Consider the following 17,100-nt stretch of genomic DNA (forward strand, 5'->3'; position numbering starts at 1 on the left):
CGGCCGCCATACCCATGCGCCAGCCCGATGCCCGACACGTACAACTCACCCTCGACCCCCACACCCACCGGCCGCAGCCCGCCATCCAGCACGCGAAGCCGCGTATCCGGCGTCGGACCACCCAACAGCACCGGACCCTCGATCACATGCGAAGAGGCCGTGATGGACACCTCGGTCGGTCCGTACGCGTTCACCAGCCGCACGCCCGGCACCTCGTCCAGGACCTTCCGGCAGTGCCGCGGCGACAGCGCGTCGCCCCCCGACATCACCAGCCGCAGCCCGGACAGCACGCTCACATCGGCGTCGACGACCTCGTGGAACAGCCCCGCCGTCAGCCACAGCACACTCACCCCGTGCGCCCGCACAAACGCACCCAGCTCGTCCACCGACAGCATCCGCTCGACGGAAACCGCCAACGCCGCACCATTCAGCAGCGCATTCCACATCTCCAACGCACCCGCGTCAAAAGACAGCGTGCTCAGCTGCGAAACCACATCCTCCGGACCCACACCGAAATTCGGATCACGCACCACCCGCACAAAACCCTCATGCGGCAGCACCACACCCTTCGGACGACCCGTCGAACCCGACGTGTAGAACACATACGCCGCACTCTGCGGAAACACCCCCACCACCGGCGCCGTCCCCGGCCGGGTGTCCAGGTCCAGGTCCTCCCGGAGCAGCACCCGGCCGCCTGCGGCGGCTGCCGCCACCGGGCCCGTCCCGGCGGAGGCCAGCACCACGGCGGCGTCCGAGTCGTCCACCATGAACCGCAGTCGCTCCACCGGGTATTCGGGGTCCAGCGGCACGGCGGCCGCGCCCGCCTTCAGGACGGCGAGCAGGGCCACGACCGGCTCCACGCCGCGCGGCAGGCAGACACCCACGCGTGATCCGGGCGCGACCCCGTGCGCGCGCAGCGCGTGCGCGAGCCGGTTCGCCCGGGCGTCGAGCTCCGCGTACGACACCCGCTCGCCGGCGCACACCACGGCGAGCGCGTCGGGCGTCCGCGCCACCCACTCGCCGAACACCTCGGGAAGCACCGCATCCCCGAAGCCGCCACCCTGCGAAGCCCACGACCCCAGCACCCGAACCACTCCCCCACGCATCGAAACCACAACCATCCAGACGAACGAAAAGACAACCCGGGCGCGCAAAACGCATACGCACCGGAAACCGGAAACCGGTACGGGGAAATCAGCCGAGCAGGCCGATTCCCTCCCGCACCTGGAGCCGTCCACCGCTCATGTACATGCCGCCGACCTGTCCGGTACGGGAATCCCGCACGAAGCGGTACAGGTCCTTTGATTCATCACTGCCGTGTCCGCCCTCGGCGGCACCGCTTTTCAAACGGAATTCCAGGCCCTGGTGGATTTCCAGCCGGACCGGCACGAGTCCGCCCCGCTCCAGGAGGAGTTCCCCGTCTCCGCCGGAGCGGCGCACGGTGTGCAGATCCGCACCCGCCCGGTAAACCCCGCACACTTCGTCGGCGACGGCGGTCAGTGCGTCACCGGAAAGCGGGCTGCCGAGTTCGGGCTCGCGGTGGCGGCCGATGTCCCAGCCCTTTGCGGCCAGCGCCTCGAAGAAGGCGTTGCCCATCTGCCGGCCGGACGTGGCGTTCGCCATCAGGGCGACGGCGATCCGCCGCTCCGGGTCCAGGCGCAGCGCGCAGCTCGCCCCTCCGGTGTTGCCGTCGTGGCCCAGCCAGCGCCGCCCCTCGCCGTCGGTGTGGACGGCGAGTCCCAGGCCCCAGCCGTCGGCCAGTCCGAAGGCCTGCGAGCCGGGCACCGGGGTGCGAAGTTCCGCGAGCAGACGCGGTTCCAGCACCGCAGTGCCGTCCGCCGCCAGGTGCACCTCGGCGTAGCGCAGCAGGCCGGCGGCGCTGGAGGTCAGCGCCCCGGCCGGTACGAGCGCCTTGGGCAGTCCCGGTTCGTCGACCACGTGCACCGACCCGGTCGGCAGGTGCACGGCGTGCTGGCCCGCGACGGGCCCCGGGGAGGTGGCGCCGAGGAAGCCGGCCGCCACGCCGAGCGGGCTCAGCGCGAAGTCCCGTACCGCCTCCCACCAGGTCACTCCCGTGACGGCTTCGAGGATCCGGCCGGCCAGGACGTAGCCGAGGTTGGAGTACGAGAACAGCCGCCCGGGCTCGCACAGTGCCGCCGCCCCGGCCGACGCGGCCACGCAGTCGCGCAGGGACAGGTCGTCCTCGACCGGCGGCATGTCGGGCAGGCCGGCGGTGTGGCTGAGCAGCCCGCGCAGCGTGGCGGTGTGGAGGGGGCTGTCGGGTGTCCGCGCCAGTTCCGGCAGCAGCGGCCCGACCGGCTCGTCCAGTTCCACGTCGCCGTCGCTGACGAGCTGTGCCAGCAGCAGCGCGGTCGCGGACTTCGTCACCGATCCCCACGGGAAGACCGTGTCGGCCGTCACCGGCCGGCCCGACCCGCGGGTCTCTTCTCCGTACGTGAAGGTCGTGATCTCACCGCGGTCGTAGACGGCGAATTGCACACCGGGTACGAGGTATTCACGGGCGAGTGTTTCCAGCAGGCCGGCCACTTCGCCGTGCGCGGGCAGCCCCATGGGAAAGTCAGCGGATTCCGTCATCAAGTCCACCCAGGTCAATGAATAACGGCCAGCGTAGTGATGCCCCTATGTCAGGACCAAAGAGCTAAAGTCTGGGGTTAAACGGCCAGGTGGAAAGGGGGGCCCGCGCAGTGGACCGAACGGAACCGGCCATGGTGTAGCTGGCTCCACCTTCAATACGGGATTCTGGGGGTTCGCCGCACATCATCTCTTCCCATAGTCTGATCCGGCTGACGAACGGGAGGGCGAGAAATATGACATCGGTTTGGCGCCGGTCGGCGACGGCCAAGGAGCAGAGTCAGGGAACGGCTGCCGCCATGCGGCTGGCCTCGGTGAGCAAGACCTACGGTGAAGGAACGGGCGCTGTCACCGCTCTGGACGACGTCTCGTTCGATGTGCCGCGGGGTTCCTTCACCGCCGTCATGGGCCCTTCCGGCTCGGGCAAGAGCACGTTCCTGCACTGCCTGGCCGGGCTCGATCGCCCGTCCTCCGGTCATGTCTACCTCGGGGACACCGAGTTGGGCGGCCTGAAGGAGTCCGCGCTGACGGCCGTGCGCCGCGAGCGCATCGGCTACGTCTTCCAGGCGTACAACCTGATGTCGGCGCTGACGGTGAAGCAGAACGTGACGCTGGTGCCGCGGCTGTCCAACACGGCGGTGGACGAGTCCTGGCTGCGCGAGATCCTGGAGCGCGTCGGCATGCTCCAGTACGCCGACCGGCGGCCCAACCAGCTCTCCGGCGGCCAGCAGCAGCGGGTGGCCATCGCCCGCGCGCTGGTGACCCGGCCGGACGCGGTGCTCGCCGACGAGCCGACGGGGGCCCTGGACACCCGGAGCAGCCAGGAAGTCCTGCGCCTGTTCCGGCAGATCGTCGACGAGACGGGCCAGACCGTGGTGATGGTGACCCACGACCCGGTGGCGGCCTCGTTCGCCGACTCGGTGGTCTTCCTGGCGGACGGCCGGCTGGCGGGGCAGTTGCAGCGGCCGACCCCCGACCAGGTGGCCGACCGTATGACGCACCTCGGCAACTGGTAGGGCGGCCGGACATGTTCGACATCGCGTGGAGCACCATCAAGAACCGCAAGGGCGGTTTCATCGCGGCGTTCATCGCCGTCTTCTGCGGATCGGCGGTCGTGACCGCCTGTGGCGTCCTGCTCATGTCCGGGCTGCTGTCCGGGGTTTCGCCGGAACGCTACGCGGGCGCCGCGGTGATGGTCGGCGGCAACCAGACCAAGCCCGTCAAGGAGAACTTCGACCCGCACTTCGCCGAGCGCGTCACCCTGCCCGCCGGCCTGGCCGGCGAGATCGCCGAGGTGCCCGGCGTCCGTTCGGTGGTCGGCGACCGCACCGTGGAGATGAGCGTCACCGGTCCGCAGGGCGGCACGGTGGCCCTCGACCACCCGCTGTTCGGGCACGGCTGGGCCTCGGCGGCCCTCGGTCCGTTCCCGCTGGCCGAGGGCCACGAGCCGCGGTCCGCCGAGGACGTGGTCCTGGACTCCGCCGTGGCCCGGCGGGCCGGGGTGAAGACCGGCGACACCGTCCGGTTGTCGGTGGGCACCACGCCCGCCTCGTACCGGGTCTCCGGCCTCGCCGCGCAGCCCCCCGGCGGTCTGGACCGGCAGTCGGCGGCGTTCTTCACCGACGAGCGGGCCGCGCAGCTGTCGCAGCGCCCGGACCGGCTCACGGCGATCGGCGTGCTCGCCGAGCCGGGTACGGACGCCGGCGCGCTGGCCACGCGGATCGAGAAGGCACTCGCCGACTCCCCCGAGGCGGTCGCCGTGTACACGGGCAAGCAGGTCGGCGACCTGGAGTTCCTGGACATGGGGCAGTCGCGCGGCTTCCTGGTGGCGCTCTCCGCATCCTTCGGCGGCACCGCGCTCGCCGTCGTCATCTTCGTGGTCTCCTCCACGCTCGGCCTGACGGTCCACCAGCGCCGGCGCGAACTGGCCATGCTGCGCGCGATCGCCGCCTCGCCCCGCCAGATCCACTCGCTGATCGGCAGCGAGATCCTGATGGTCGCCGCCGCGGGCGCGCTGCTGGGCGCCGCGCCCGGCTTCCTGATCGCCGGGGCGCTGCGCGACGCGTTCGCCGCGGTCGGGGTGCTGCCGGGTGACTTCGAGCTGTCGTACAACCCGGCGCCGGCGGGCGCGGCCGTGGTGCTGTGCGTCCTGGGCGCGCGGCTGGCGGGCTACGTCGCGGCGTTCCGCACCGCGCGGATCCAGCCGGTGGAGGCGCTGCGCGAGTCGCAGGCGGAGCCGCCGCGGCTGGGCCGGCCCCGGCTGATCGCCGGCCGGGTGCTGATCGTGCTCGGCCTCGCGGCGGCGGTCGTCCTGCCGATGGTGATCCCCGGGCAGCTGGCGATCGCGGGCGCCGCCGGCTCGCTGCTGATCCTCATGTTCGGCTGCGCGCTGATCGGTCCGCAGCTGGTGAAGATCACCACCCGGGTGATGGCCCCGCTGCTGCGCCGCTTCCGGGTCAGCGGTTACCTGGCCGCCGCCAACAGCAGCGCGAACTCGCGCCGGCTCAGCAGCGCCGTCGTCCCGCTCGCGCTGGGCGCCGCCCTGGCCCTGATGCAGCTGTCCACCCTCTCGACCGTCGAGGCCACGGCCGAGCAGCAGGCGGCGACGGGGGTCGTCGCGGACTACGTCCTGACCAGCGACGCCACCGGGCTGTCCCAGGACCTGACCGGCACCGTCCGCGCCGTGCCCGGTGTCGGCGCCGCCACCCCGGTGGCCCGCTCCCAGGTGATGCTCACGTACGTGGAGATCGACAAGCAGGCCTCGCGGCCCTTCAGCGCCCAGGGCGTCGACCCGCGCGGACTCGGCCGTACGCTCGACCTGGACGTGCGCGAGGGCAGCCTGGACGAGCTGACCGGGGACACCGTGGCGCTCAGCTGGATGGCCGCGGGCACGGCCGGACTGGGCGTGGGCGACACGGCCGACGTCAGCCTCGGCGACGGGACCGGGCAGAAGCTCAAGGTCGTGGCCGTCTACGGCAACGGCCTCGGCTTCGGCGACGTCACGCTCCCCCACGACGTGCTGGCCGCGCACACCACCCAGGGCCTCGACTCGGCCCTGCTGGTGACGGCTTCGGGCCCCGGGGACCGCGACCGGGTGGGGACGGCGCTGGCCGAGCTCGCCCAGCGCACCCCGACGCTCCAGGTGCAGGAGCCGGACCGGTTCGCGGCGGTTCAGCAGGGGCAGTTCGCCCAGCAGTCCTGGACCAACCTGATCGCCAACTCGCTGCTCCTGCTCTACGTGCTGATCGCCGTGGTGAACACCCTGGTGATGGCGACCATGGCGCGCAGCCGCGAGTTCGCCATGCTGCGCCTGATCGGCACCAGCCGCCGCCAGACCCGCCGGATGATGTTCATGGAGTCCTGGGTCGTGGTGGTCACGGCGATCGCCGTCGGCGTCTTCATCGCCATCCCGCCCACCGTGGGCAGCAGTCTGGCGATGACCGGCCAGGCCGTCCCGCACCTGGAGCCGGCCGTCTGGCTTGGCATCGCGGGCTTCATCGCGCTGCTGGGCTGGCTGTCCATCGCCCTGTCCACGCGCTCGGCGCTGCGCACCAAGCCGATCGACGCGGTGTACACGGGCGAGTAGCCGGTCCGGCCTGCCGGTCCCGGCGCCTGCCGGTCCCGGCGCCTGCCGGACACACGTCAGGGCGGGTGCCCCGGATCTCTCCGGGGCACCCGCCCTGACGCTGTGGGGGGGGTGGGGGGTTCCTGACGGTCAGGCAGCTGCCCGGGCCGTCTGCTCCATCGCCTCGATGAGGCTGGCGGGCCGCATGTCGGTCCAGTTCTTCTCCACGTAGTCCAGGCAGGCCTGGCGGCTTTCCTGGCCGAACACGACGGTCCAGCCTTCCGGGACCTCGGCGAAGACGGGCCACAGCGAATGCTGGTTCTCGTCGTTCACCAGTACGTAGAAAGTGCCGTTGTCGTCGTCGAACGGATTGTCCATGAGTCTCCCCTTCGGTCGTGCCGATCGTGACCCGCCCCCGCGGCCCGGCGCAACGATTTAAGGCAGGGCCGAAACTCCTGGTCCACCGGTATCGGGCCGACTAATTTCCGAGCCGGAGCCAGCCGGTTCCACCGTGCAGAGGAGGACAGGGCCGTGCCGGTCAGCACAATCAACGGAATCAGCCTCGGCTATGACGTCACCGGCCGCGGGGAACCCGTGGTGATGGTCATGGGGACCGGAGCGAGCGGCCGCGCCTGGCATCTGCACCAGGTACCGGCGCTCGTCGCGGCGGGGTACCAGGTCGTCACCTTCAACAACCGCGGGATCCCGCCCACCGACGCCTGCGCGGACGGGTTCACGATCGACGACCTGGTCGCGGACACCGCGGCCCTGGTCGAGCACCTGGGCCTGGGCCCGTGCCGCTTCGTCGGCACCTCGCTCGGCGCGCACATCACGCAGGAGCTGTGCCTGGCCCGCCCCGACCTGGTGACCGAGGCCGCGCTGATCGCGACCCGCGGCCGCAAGGACGTGATGCGGCGCTTCCGCGACCTCGCGGAGCGGGAACTGCACGACAGCGGGGTCAGCCTGCCGCCGCGCTACGCCGCGACCGTGCGGGCGATGGAGTTCCTCTCCCCGGCCACGCTGAACGAGGACAAGGAGATACAGGACTGGCTGGAGCTGTTCGAGGTGTCCCCGGCGAGCGCGGCACCGGGATACCGGGCGCAGCTCGGAGTCGAAATGGCGGCGGACCGGCTCACCGCCTATCGGGGTATCCGGGCGCGCTGTCTGGTCATCGGTTTCGCCGACGACCTGGTGCTGCCGCCGCATTTGAGCCGGGAAATCGCCGACGTCATTCCGGACTCCCGGTACGTGGAGATCGAGAATGCCGGTCACTACGGCTACATGGAACGCCCGGACCGTGTGAACGCCGAACTCCTGAGTTTCTTCGGGCAGAACTGACCGCGGAGGAACCGTGATTGTCCGAACGACCGGTGGAGCCCGATCCCTGGGCCTGCGCCACCCTCGCGTCTGGCGGCTGACCGCCGGCCGGCCGCTGTTGTCGGCCGAGGGGCTGACGGCAGAGGAGGCGCACTCCCGGTACGCCGCGCAGCAGCCGATTCCGGACGGATACCGAAAACTTCTGGCCGAATTGGGATACCCGTCGGTGATCCCGGCGGGCGAACGTCTGCGTGAACTCGTGGCCACGCGCGGCTGGAAGTCCCACGGCGCCGTCGTGGACGCCGTGACCGTCACAACGCTGCGACACGGTGCGGGAATCGGCCTCCACCAGGCCCCACCCCCGGGTGACGGCCGGGACCTGGTCGTCACCCGGGCCGCCGGCGGCGAACGGATCGTCCCGGCCTTCTCCACCAAGTCCCGGCCGATTCCCGCCGGAGACCTCGTCTACGGCCTGGCACGGGCCGGCGAGCCCCTCGACCCCCTCGCCTGGCTGGGAAAACGCGACTGTGACGCGGCCGACCACCAGCTCGCGCCGGACAGCCGCGAGGCCCTGCTCGTGGTCCTCGGCTGCCCGGCGAGGACGCCGGGCACAGTGAGGAGATCGGGGCGACGGTCGCCCGGATACTGGCGGAAGCGCGTTTCGAAGTGGTCATGACACCTGTTCCACTCGCACCGACACCGTGAATCACGCTTCCCGGTTCATGAGAAGTTCACGTCTTCACGGTGATTGCGGCACTGCCTGTAGGGTGCTGGCGCCGTGCAGAATTATCAGAGAATCAATCGAGTTCAATCCTTGGGGGAATGAAGCACCATGACGAACACCGTTGCCTCGCACAGCCGATTCGGTGAGCAGTCCGCCGCGGACACCATGCGCTCCGCCGCCCGCGCCCTCGTGATCGAGGACCTCGACGTGTCCGGCGACGTGGGCGCCGCACTGCTCTCCGTGTGCGTCGTCGCCGTCCCGGCGGGCACCGCCGTCGCGTCGGCTCCCATACGGTTCGAGTAGGAAAAGAGACGGGGGGGAACGCATGTCCATGGGGGACGCAGACCACAGAGCACCGTCCGACGGCGAGGACGAGGCGCGGCTCGGCTTCAAGAGCCACCTGCGCGCCACGCTCGTCCCCGGGGAAGCCGCCTACCTCGTCTCGCACCGCGGCGTCACGGCCCTGCACGGCCCGCCCGCCGAGGTACTCGTCCCGCTCCTGGACGGCAGCCGCACCCCGGCCGCCGTCGTACGGGACGCGGCCCCGTCGCTGACCCCGGCGGAGGCCGACGCGTCCCTGCGCGCCCTCGACGCCTCGGGCCTGCTCCGGCTGCGCGCGCCCGGGGCGCCCGACGGCCCGCGCCCCGACCCGGCGGCCGAGGCCTACTGGGACCTGGCCGGCCTCGACGGCGGCCAGGTCCACGGCGCGCTGGCGCGGCGCACCGTGCGGGTGGTCACCCCGGCCGGCGTGGACCCGGCCGAGGTCCGCGCCGCCTGCCGGGCCTCCGGCCTCGTCCTCGCCGCGCCCGGCGAGGACGCCGACCTCACCCTCGTCCTGTGCGAGGACTACCTCTCCCCGCTGCTGGCGGAGATCGACGCCGAGCACCGCGAGTCCAAGCGGCCCTGGATGCTCGCCGGACTCGGCTCCACCGCCTCCTGGGTGGGGCCGGTGTTCCAGCCGTACGAGGGCCCGTGCTGGCACTGCCTGGCGACCCGGCTGCGCGGTCACCGGCACTCGGAGGAGCCGCTGCGGCGGGCGCTCGGCCTGGCCGGTCCGCCGCCCCGGCCGCAGGCCACGCTGCCCGCGGGCCGCGCGCTGACCGTGCAGCTGGCCGTACTGGAGGCCGCCAAGTGGCTGGCCGGCGTACGCAACGACGCCCAGCACGCCGTACACGTCCTGGACACCCTCGGGTGGCAGAGCGCGGCGCATCCGGTCGCGCGGCTGCCGCAGTGCGCGGCGTGCGGGGATCCCGGCCTGGTGGCCCAGCGGGTCACCCGGCCCTTCGTACCGCGCTCGCGCCCCAAGGCCGTACAGGACCTCAACGGCCACCGGGCGCTCACCCCCGCCGAGATGCTGCGGCGGTACGCCCCGCTGGTCGATCCCGTCACCGGGATCGTCCGCGAGATCCGCCGGGCACCGGGCAGTCCCGACTTCGTCGACGCGTTCGTCGCGGGCGAGAACCTCGCCATGCGCAGCCCCACCCTGGCGGGGCTGCGCGCCGGTCTGCGCTCGCTCAGCGGCGGCAAGGGCCTCAGTGCGGAGGAGGCCCGTACCAGTGCCCTCGGCGAGGCGGTGGAACGGTACAGCGCGACCCGGCAGGGCGACGAGCCGGTGGTCCGCGGCACCTACCGCGCGCTGGGGTCCGCCGCACTGCACCCCAACACCGTCCAGCTGTACGCCGACCGGCAGTTCGCCGACCGCGACCGGATCAACGCGCGCGGCGACCGGCTGCAGTACGTGCCGCCGCGGTTCGACGAGGACCGGCCCACCGACTGGACGCCGGTCTGGTCGCTCACCGAAGGCACCCAGCGGCTGCTGCCCACCGCCCTGCTGTACTTCAGCGAAGAGCCGTCACCGGACGGCCTGTTCGCCGACTCCAACGGCAACGCGGCCGGCAGCAGCCCCGAAGACGCCCTGGTGCAGGGATTCCTGGAGCTGGTCGAGCGGGACGCGGTGGCCCTGTGGTGGTACAACCGCACCCGCCGGTCCGCCGTCGACCTCGACGCCTTCGCGGAGCCGTACATCGACCGGCTTCGCGATGGCTACCTTTCGGTAAGCCGCGAAGTGTGGGCGCTGGACCTCACCTCGGACTTCGGGATCCCGGTGGTCGCGGCGCTGTCGCGGCGCACGGACAAGCCCGCCGAGGACATCGTCTTCGGCTTCGGCGCGCACTTCGACCCGCGCCTCGCGCTGCGCCGCGCGCTGACCGAGATGGGCCAGCTGCTGCCCCTGGTGGCCGGGGCCACCGCGCGGGGCACGGGCTACCGGGTGGCCGATCCCGAGCCCCTCGACTGGTGGCTGCGCGCCACCGCCGCCAACCAGACCCACCTACGGCCGGACGCCAACCGGCCGCGCGGGCCCCGGGACTGGGCCTACGCCCCGACCTCCGACCTGCTCGACGACGTGGCCCTGATCACCGAGGCCGTCCGGTCGCGGGGCATGGAGCTACTGGTCCTGGACCAGACCCGGCCCGACCTGAAACTGCCGGTGGTCAAAGTGCTGGTGCCGGGGCTGCGGCACTTCTGGCCGCGGTTCGCCCCGGGCCGCCTCTTCGACGTTCCTGTGGCTTCGGGGCACTGTCCGGCCCCGACTCCGTACGAACACCTGAACCCCGTCCCTCTGTTCGTCTAGCCCGTATGATCTTTACGAACGCACCGGGGTTCGACGGACGAGACAGACAAGGCTGCAGACCCAGACGACCATGCCACGCCATGACGAGAACGATCCCTTGCATTCAGCTCCCGAGACGGGCGGTGGCAACAGCCAGCCGCCCGACGTGCCGGACCTGCCCGCACCCCGGCTGGCCCGCATCATCCTCACGGTCGCGCTGATCAGTTACCTGGGCATCACGGTCCTCAACCTGCTGGGCACGAAGCTGCCCACGCCGTCACTGCTGACCTCGCTCGTCTGCCTGGGCCTCATCTTCGTTCTCCAGCTGCGGCATTCGGGTGTCGCCGCGCGCCGGGCCCCGGTCTGGCAGCGAAGTGCGACGCTCGGCGCGCAGGCCCTGCTGACGTACCTGCCGATCGCCGTCTTCCACTCCCAGTGGGGCGCGATGGCCGGCTTCCTGGCCGGTTCGCTGCTGCTCCTGCTGCCGGCCCGCTGGGCCTGGCCGGCGTACGGCCTGGTGGGCTTGAGCATGTTGATCCCGCCGACCCTGGACAACCTCTCCATCCAGGAGACGGTCTACCTGTGCCAGTCGACGCTGCTGACCGGTCTGGTGGTCTTCGGACTGTCCCGGCTGGCCTCGCTCGTACAGGCCCTGCACGACACCCGCAGCCAGCTCGCGGGCCTGGCCGTCACCAGGGAACGGCTGCGCTTCGCGCGGGACCTCCACGACCTGCTGGGCTACAGCCTGTCGGCGATCACCCTCAAGGGCGAGCTGATCCACCGGCTGATCCCCTCCCATCCGGGGCGCGCCCTGGAGGAGGTCGGCGAAGTGCTCGCCATATCCCGGCAGTCGCTCGCCGACGTGCGCGTGGTCTCCAGCGGCCTGCGCAGCATGTCCCTGGAACAGGAGATGCGCTCGGCCCAGTCCCTGCTGGAGGCCGCGGACGTCGAGGTGCGGGTGGAGATCCGGCTGGACGGCACCGTGGACCGGCAGGTCGACTCCGTACTGGCCGCCGTCCTGCGCGAGGCGGTCACCAACCTGCTGCGGCATTCCCGCGCCACCACCTGCACGATGACGGCGACCCAGGACGACCACTGGGTGCGCCTGTCCGTTTCCAACGACGGTGTGGATCCCTCCTACCGTGATGTGTCGCCCCACAGCGGCAGCGGTCTGGGCAACCTGCGCGAACGGCTGCTGTCGGCCTCCGGCGTGCTCACCGTCACCCGCGGCTCCGGCGACACCTTCGAGCTGGTCGCCCAGGCCCCGGCGCGGCCGCTGCGCAGACTCGCCGACCCCGACGACACCGAGCTCGGCGTCCGGGACCCCGCCGCCTGAACCGGGAGGACCCTTCCCCATGACGATCCGCATCCTGCTGGCCGAAGACATGAACATGGTGCGCGGGGCCCTGGTGGCCCTGCTGAACCTGGAGGACGACCTGGAGGTCGTCTGCGAGGTGGAGCGCGGCGACCAGATCCTCGACGCCGCCGTCCTGCACGAGCCGGACGTCGCCATCATCGACATCGACCTCCCCGGTATCGACGGGCTGACCGCCGCCGAGCGGCTGCGCAAGCGGCTCCCGGAGTGCCGTGCGCTCATCCTCACGAGCCTCGGGCGGCCCGGCGCCCTGCGCCGCGCCCTTGCCGCGCAGGTCTCCGGCTTTCTGCTCAAGGACGCCCCTCCCCGCGAACTGGCCGCCGCCGTAAGGAACGTCGCCGCGGGGAAGCGGGTGATCGACTCCCAGCTCGCCCTCTCCGCGTGGAACAGTACGGAGAGCCCGCTGACCAGCCGCGAGACCGAAGTGCTGCGACTGGCCGCGGACGGACTGGAGCCGGTCGAGATAGCCAGACACCTCCAGCTCTCCCTCGGCACCGTTCGCAATTACCTGACCACCACGGTGACCAAGCTGCAGGCCCGGAACCGGGTGGACGCCATCAAGATCGCGCGTGACGCCGACTGGTTGCTGTAGTCGCTGCCCGCGGTGGTCGCCGTACCGCGCGATCATCAAGAACGAGTATGGGGGCGTGACTTCAGCGGGCGGTAGCGCCAGACTCACGTTTCCGGCATGAATATTTCACGTACGGAACCTCTTGTTCAGGTAGGCGAGGACCGCCAGGACCCGACGGTGGCCGCTGTCGCTCGGCGGGAGCCCGAGCTTCAGGAACACGTTCCCGATGTGCTTGCTCACCGCCCGCTCCGTGACCACCAGGTGCGCGGCGATCGTGGCGTTGTCCCGCCCCTCCGCCATCAGCTGCAGGACCTCGCGCTCGCGCGGGGTGAGGGAGTCGATCGGATCGTCCCTGCGCTTCGCGAGGAGTTCCGCCACCACCTCCGGGTCCAGCGCGGTACCGCCGGCGGAGACCCGGTCCAGGGCGTCGAGGAACTCGTCGACCCGGCCGATCCGGTCCTTGAGCAGATAGCCCACGCCGCTCGCGCCGCCGCCCAGCAGTTCGGCCGCGTAGGTCTCCTCGACGTACTGCGACAGCACGAGCACCGGGAGCCCCGGAATCTCCGCCCGCGCCGCGAGCGCCGCGCGCAGTCCCTCGTCCCGGAAGCCGGGCGGCATCCGCACGTCCAGCACGGCCACGTCCGGCCGGTGTTCGAGCAGGGCAGGGAGCACCTCGGGGCCACTGGCCGCGACGGCGACCACCTCGTGGCCCGCGGAGGTGAGCAGCAGCACGAGTCCTTCCCGCAGCAAGGCGTTGTCCTCGGCGATCACCACACGCACGGAAGCTCCACTTCGATCACGGTCGGCCCCCCGACGGGACTCGACACCTGGACGATGCCGTCGAGCGCCGCGATCCGCCGCCGCATGCCGAGCAGCCCGCTGCCGCCCGCCTCGTCGGCGCCCCCGTGCCCTTCGTCGCGCACCAGGATCTTCAACGCGCGGGGGGCCCGGGACAGTTCCACCCGGGCCCGCTGGGATCCGCTGTGCTTGGCCGCGTTGGTCAGCGCCTCGGCGACCGCGAAGTACGCCGCCGCCTCGACCGCGGCCGGCGGGCGCGAGCCGCCCTCCAGGCCCTCCTCGGCCACCTCGACCTCCAGCGCGCTGCCCGCGGCCAGCGCCCGTACGGCGCCGGTGAGGCCGCGGTCGGTGAGGATCGGCGGATGGATGCCGCGCACCACGTGGCGCAGTTCGGTGAGCGCTTCCTGGACCTGGTCCTGCGCGTCGTCGAGCAGTTTGCGGGCGGCGTCCGGGTTGTTGTCGTACGCCCTCCTGGCCAGCCCCACCCGCATCGACAGGGCCACCAGGCGGGCCTGGGTCCCGTCGTGCAGGTCACGCTCGATGCGCCGCAGTTCGGCGCCGTGCGCGGCGACCGCGCCGGCCCGGGTGGCCGTCAGCTCCTCGACGCGCTCGGCGAGTTCCGCACTGCGCCGGGCGTCCGGGGAGGGTTCCAGCAGGGTGCGGGACCAGGCGGCGTCCAGGGCGGCCAGCCGCCCGATGTGGGGCAGCAGCACGGCCCGGTGGCCCAGCACCCCGCACCAGATCCCGTCGACCATCAGGCCGAAGATCCAGACGAGCAGGGCGGCGTAGGCCAGCAGCCAGCCGTAGAGGAAGTGCGCGGCCAGCCAGCGCAGATCCCGGTAGGTTCCAGGATCTGCGATCGCCGTCCGTACGCGTACGGAGAGCCCGCCGACGATCGGTACGTACGCCTCCGGGACCGGCTCACCCGTCCAGTTCTCCACCTCGCGGCGCTTGATCCCGGCGACCCTGCGCAACAGCAGGACCGTTTCGGGCAGTACGCCGGCGCCGATCACCAGCAAGGTGGCGACCGCGGTGAACCCCGCGACGGGCAGGAACAGGAGCGAGGCCAGGGCGAGGCCGGCCGATCGCAGCAGCTGCCTCGTCGCCCGCCATTCGAGCCACAGCCTCTCTTTCATGGGCTTCAGGTTAGGCGAACGCCCTGGCCGGCGAAGGCGTGCGCACCACCCGGCCCTTGGTGTAGCGGGCTACACCAAGGGTCCGGTAGACCGCCCCCTCGCTCCCCCGCCCGGCGGGCGGGCATCGTGGTGTCCACCAGGGGCACACCGGCCCCGCCCCCCGACGAAAGGAACGGCCATGAAGGCCCTGCTCTGGATCCTGCTCGTGGCAGCCGTCGCCGTGAACGTCTCCACCAGCTTCGCCTTCGACGGCGGCAAGCAGATCGCCATCAGCGTCAGCACGGGCACGGTGGCCCTCGCCTCGGCCCTGGCCCTCTTCCTCCTCCGCACCAAGCGCTCGAAGAACGCCTGAGCGCCGCTCCCGCTCAGGACGTCGACCCCCGACGCGGTCACACCGGCGAAGCCGGGTGGCCGCGTTTCCGGTGCCCCGGGCACGGACAGGGACGTCCGGATTCCGCGCACCCCCGAGCGGTGTGCAAAGAGGTGCGGAGCGTGAGATTCCCCAACAGAACAACAGGGAAATCTCAACAGGTGAGACACCACATGGGTGTGGCAACGATCCGTCATGGCCACTGACCGCCATCCCGAGGAGTTGATCAACGCACTTCCGGCCAACACCATGGACCACGTACCTCGCGGTACCGCGTCACTCCACACTTCCGGGGGAACACCATGGGGAAAGCCCTGCGCGTACGCGCATTCACCGCCGCCGCATGTCTGATGCTGGCCACTGAAGCCGTGGCGGCGGCCCACGCCGTCGCCTCACCGCCGCCGGCGGCCGCCGCGTCCGCCGCCCACCACACCGTGGCCGACGGAGCCGCCGCCACGGTCGTCACCTCACCCGGGGACGACAACGGGTGGTGGTAGCCGCCCCGGATGTGAACGTCGGCCTCGTCGGCTTCGGAGTGGCGGGGCGCCAGCACGCCGCGGCCCTGGCCGGCGCGACCGGGCTCCGGGTCGCCGCGGTGGTCGAGGCGAACGCGCGGCTGACGACCGGCTCCCTGCGGCGCCTGCCTTCGTGGGAGGTGCTGCTCGCCGATCCGGGAATCAACCTGGTGGGGCTGTGCCTGCCGCCCGGCGGTCGGGCGGGCCTCGCCCTGGAGGCGCTGAAGGCGGGCAAGGCCGTACTGCTGGAGGCGCCTCCCGCCCTCTGCGAGCGGGAGGTCGACCTGATGGTGGCGACGGCCGAGCAGGTCGGCAGACCCATCGGCGTCATGCTCCAGCACCGGCATCGGCTGCCGGACGTCGTCTGCTCGGCCGACTGGTCCGACCCCTCGCTGACGGGGACGCTCGAAGTGTCCCGGTTCCGGCCGCCGGCCCACTTCCGCCGGGCCGGGTGGCGGTCGGATCCCACCGCCGCCCTGGGCGGCGCCGCCGCCCACCTCGCGGTCCACTACCTGGATCTCGCCTGCCAACTGCTCGGCGACCCCTCCGGGATGTGGATCGCCCCTCTCCGAGAACTGTCACGGGGCATCGACACCCGCGCCACCGGCGTGGTCGAGTTCGGCAGCGGTGCCACGCTCTCCTTCACCGCGACCTCCGAGGCCGCGGCCTCGTCCGAGCGGCTGCGGGTGCTCGGCCCCGACCGCAGCCTGTCCGTCGACAACGGAACCGTCAGCGCGCGGATCGGCGACGCCGAGGACGTGTGGCCCGCCCTGCGGGACCCCTCGCTGCGGCGGCTCGTCTACCAGGACATGGCCGAGGCCATGAGGTCGGGACGCCAGCCCCACCACAGCCATCTGGAAGGCGCGCGCCCCGTGACCCGGATCCTCGAGGCGCTGCGCGCGTGAGCCCGTCCGCGCCGGCACCCCTGACAGCCCCACACTGCGAGGTTTCGTTGTTCGAGATCGGTCTCATCCACGACCACCCGCTCATCGAGTGGGCCGTGAGCCAAGCCCTCACGGAGGCACCGGACATGCGGGTGCACGTACTGAACGCGGACTGCGCCGGTCCGGCCGCCCCCAACGGCCTGCCGGACCGTCTGGACGTACTCCTGATGGACCGGCCGCCCGAACGGTCGCCGCTGACCGAAGCGGCGGCGACCCGGGCGTCCTGCGTACTCCTCATGTCCTCCACGGGCCTTGAGGGCGCCTACCCGGGGGTCAGCGGCTGCCTCTCCGAGAGGTCCGACCCGGTGGCCCTGGCCGCCGCGGTCCGCGCGGCGGCCAGCCGGTCGCGCGGGGCGCCGCGGGCTTCGGAGCCGGCGGACGACTCCTCGCTGTTGTCCGCCCGCGAACACCAGGTGCTCCGCATGCTGGTCCAGGGCCTCACGCACGACCAGACCGCGCGCCGGCTCGGCATCAGCTGCCACACCGTGGACACCTACGTCAAGCGGGCGCGGGGCAAACTCGGCGTCGGCAACAAGGCGGAGCTGGTCAGGGCGGCGATGGCGTACGGGTGGGACTGACGCC

17 protein-coding genes are annotated in these 17,100 nt (G+C 71.8%); 12 read left to right on the forward strand and 5 right to left on the reverse strand.

The annotated features are described in order from the left end of the window. Together ACGFYQ_RS36115 and ACGFYQ_RS36120 are read right to left on the reverse strand one after the other, a co-directional pair. Nucleotides 1-1,085: AMP-binding protein (locus tag ACGFYQ_RS36115; protein ID WP_393750557.1), on the reverse strand; the 1,085-nt coding region annotated here is incomplete at its 3' end. Nucleotides 1,086-1,194: 109 nt separating this feature from the next. After that, nucleotides 1,195-2,595: a serine hydrolase domain-containing protein gene (locus ACGFYQ_RS36120; RefSeq protein WP_393750559.1), complete on the reverse strand. Its 1,401-nt coding sequence runs from the start codon at nucleotides 2,593-2,595 to the stop codon at nucleotides 1,195-1,197. 233 nt (nucleotides 2,596-2,828) lie between these two features. Here ACGFYQ_RS36120 and ACGFYQ_RS36125 point away from each other — a divergent pair, with 233 nt between their 5' ends. Further along, on the forward strand, nucleotides 2,829-3,608 hold the full coding sequence (locus ACGFYQ_RS36125; protein ID WP_393750561.1) for an ABC transporter ATP-binding protein: 780 nt from the start codon (nucleotides 2,829-2,831) through the stop codon (nucleotides 3,606-3,608). An 11-nt stretch (nucleotides 3,609-3,619) separates the two neighbouring features. Beyond that, complete coding sequence (locus ACGFYQ_RS36130; protein ID WP_393750563.1) at nucleotides 3,620-6,178, forward strand: FtsX-like permease family protein; 2,559 nt, start codon at nucleotides 3,620-3,622, stop codon at nucleotides 6,176-6,178. A gap of 129 nt (nucleotides 6,179-6,307) precedes the next feature. On the opposite strand, the gene ACGFYQ_RS36135 is transcribed toward ACGFYQ_RS36130, so the two are convergent. Beyond that, nucleotides 6,308-6,535: an MbtH family protein gene (locus tag ACGFYQ_RS36135; protein ID WP_393750565.1), complete on the reverse strand. Its 228-nt coding sequence runs from the start codon at nucleotides 6,533-6,535 to the stop codon at nucleotides 6,308-6,310. A 153-nt stretch (nucleotides 6,536-6,688) separates the two neighbouring features. Here ACGFYQ_RS36135 and ACGFYQ_RS36140 point away from each other — a divergent pair, with 153 nt between their 5' ends. The 6 genes from ACGFYQ_RS36140 (at nucleotide 6,689) to ACGFYQ_RS36165 (ending at nucleotide 12,776) form a co-directional block, all read left to right on the forward strand. After that, the gene (locus ACGFYQ_RS36140; RefSeq protein ID WP_393750567.1) at nucleotides 6,689-7,495 is read left to right on the forward strand and encodes an alpha/beta fold hydrolase; all 807 of its coding nucleotides are present in this window, start codon (nucleotides 6,689-6,691) and stop codon (nucleotides 7,493-7,495) included. A gap of 13 nt (nucleotides 7,496-7,508) precedes the next feature. Continuing rightward, nucleotides 7,509-8,150 (forward strand): hypothetical protein, encoded by a 642-nt coding sequence (locus ACGFYQ_RS36145; RefSeq protein ID WP_393750569.1) that lies wholly within the window; start codon nucleotides 7,509-7,511, stop codon nucleotides 8,148-8,150. 156 nt (nucleotides 8,151-8,306) lie between these two features. Then, nucleotides 8,307-8,501: a hypothetical protein gene (locus ACGFYQ_RS36150; RefSeq protein ID WP_393750571.1), complete on the forward strand. Its 195-nt coding sequence runs from the start codon at nucleotides 8,307-8,309 to the stop codon at nucleotides 8,499-8,501. Nucleotides 8,502-8,529: 28 nt separating this feature from the next. Further along, nucleotides 8,530-10,830, forward strand: coding sequence for a TOMM precursor leader peptide-binding protein (locus ACGFYQ_RS36155; protein ID WP_393750573.1), 2,301 nt, complete (start codon nucleotides 8,530-8,532; stop codon nucleotides 10,828-10,830). Between the two features lie 70 nt (nucleotides 10,831-10,900). Further along, nucleotides 10,901-12,145, forward strand: coding sequence for a sensor histidine kinase (locus tag ACGFYQ_RS36160; protein ID WP_393750575.1), 1,245 nt, complete (start codon nucleotides 10,901-10,903; stop codon nucleotides 12,143-12,145). Between the two features lie 19 nt (nucleotides 12,146-12,164). After that, nucleotides 12,165-12,776 carry a response regulator transcription factor gene (locus tag ACGFYQ_RS36165; RefSeq protein WP_328928121.1) on the forward strand — a complete coding sequence of 204 codons (612 nt, stop codon included), beginning with the start codon at nucleotides 12,165-12,167 and terminating at the stop codon, nucleotides 12,774-12,776. Nucleotides 12,777-12,881: 105 nt separating this feature from the next. On the opposite strand, the gene ACGFYQ_RS36170 is transcribed toward ACGFYQ_RS36165, so the two are convergent. After that, nucleotides 12,882-13,535 (reverse strand): response regulator, encoded by a 654-nt coding sequence (locus tag ACGFYQ_RS36170; RefSeq protein WP_393750578.1) that lies wholly within the window; start codon nucleotides 13,533-13,535, stop codon nucleotides 12,882-12,884. Further along, complete coding sequence (locus tag ACGFYQ_RS36175; RefSeq protein WP_393750580.1) at nucleotides 13,523-14,689, reverse strand: sensor histidine kinase; 1,167 nt, start codon at nucleotides 14,687-14,689, stop codon at nucleotides 13,523-13,525. The genes ACGFYQ_RS36170 and ACGFYQ_RS36175 overlap by 13 nt, the downstream gene beginning before the upstream one ends. Nucleotides 14,690-14,867: 178 nt before the next feature. Between ACGFYQ_RS36175 and ACGFYQ_RS36180 the strand changes: the two genes are divergently transcribed. The 4 genes from ACGFYQ_RS36180 (at nucleotide 14,868) to ACGFYQ_RS36195 (ending at nucleotide 17,096) form a co-directional block, all read left to right on the forward strand. After that, a complete protein-coding gene (locus ACGFYQ_RS36180) occupies nucleotides 14,868-15,041 on the forward strand; it encodes a hypothetical protein (RefSeq protein WP_393750582.1) in 174 nt (57 codons plus the stop codon). Nucleotides 15,042-15,361: 320 nt separating this feature from the next. Next, nucleotides 15,362-15,556, forward strand: coding sequence for a hypothetical protein (locus tag ACGFYQ_RS36185; RefSeq protein ID WP_393750584.1), 195 nt, complete (start codon nucleotides 15,362-15,364; stop codon nucleotides 15,554-15,556). Then, nucleotides 15,547-16,479, forward strand: a complete 933-nt coding sequence (locus tag ACGFYQ_RS36190) for a Gfo/Idh/MocA family protein (RefSeq protein ID WP_393750586.1) — start codon at nucleotides 15,547-15,549, stop codon at nucleotides 16,477-16,479. The genes ACGFYQ_RS36185 and ACGFYQ_RS36190 overlap by 10 nt, the downstream gene beginning before the upstream one ends. Nucleotides 16,480-16,526: 47 nt before the next feature. After that, on the forward strand, nucleotides 16,527-17,096 hold the full coding sequence (locus ACGFYQ_RS36195) for a response regulator transcription factor (RefSeq protein ID WP_393750588.1): 570 nt from the start codon (nucleotides 16,527-16,529) through the stop codon (nucleotides 17,094-17,096). Nucleotides 17,097-17,100: the final 4 nt, after the last annotated feature.

The sequence above is a fragment of the Streptomyces sp. NPDC048258 genome, from assembly GCF_043201995.1.
GTDB lineage: Bacteria > Actinomycetota > Actinomycetes > Streptomycetales > Streptomycetaceae > Streptomyces.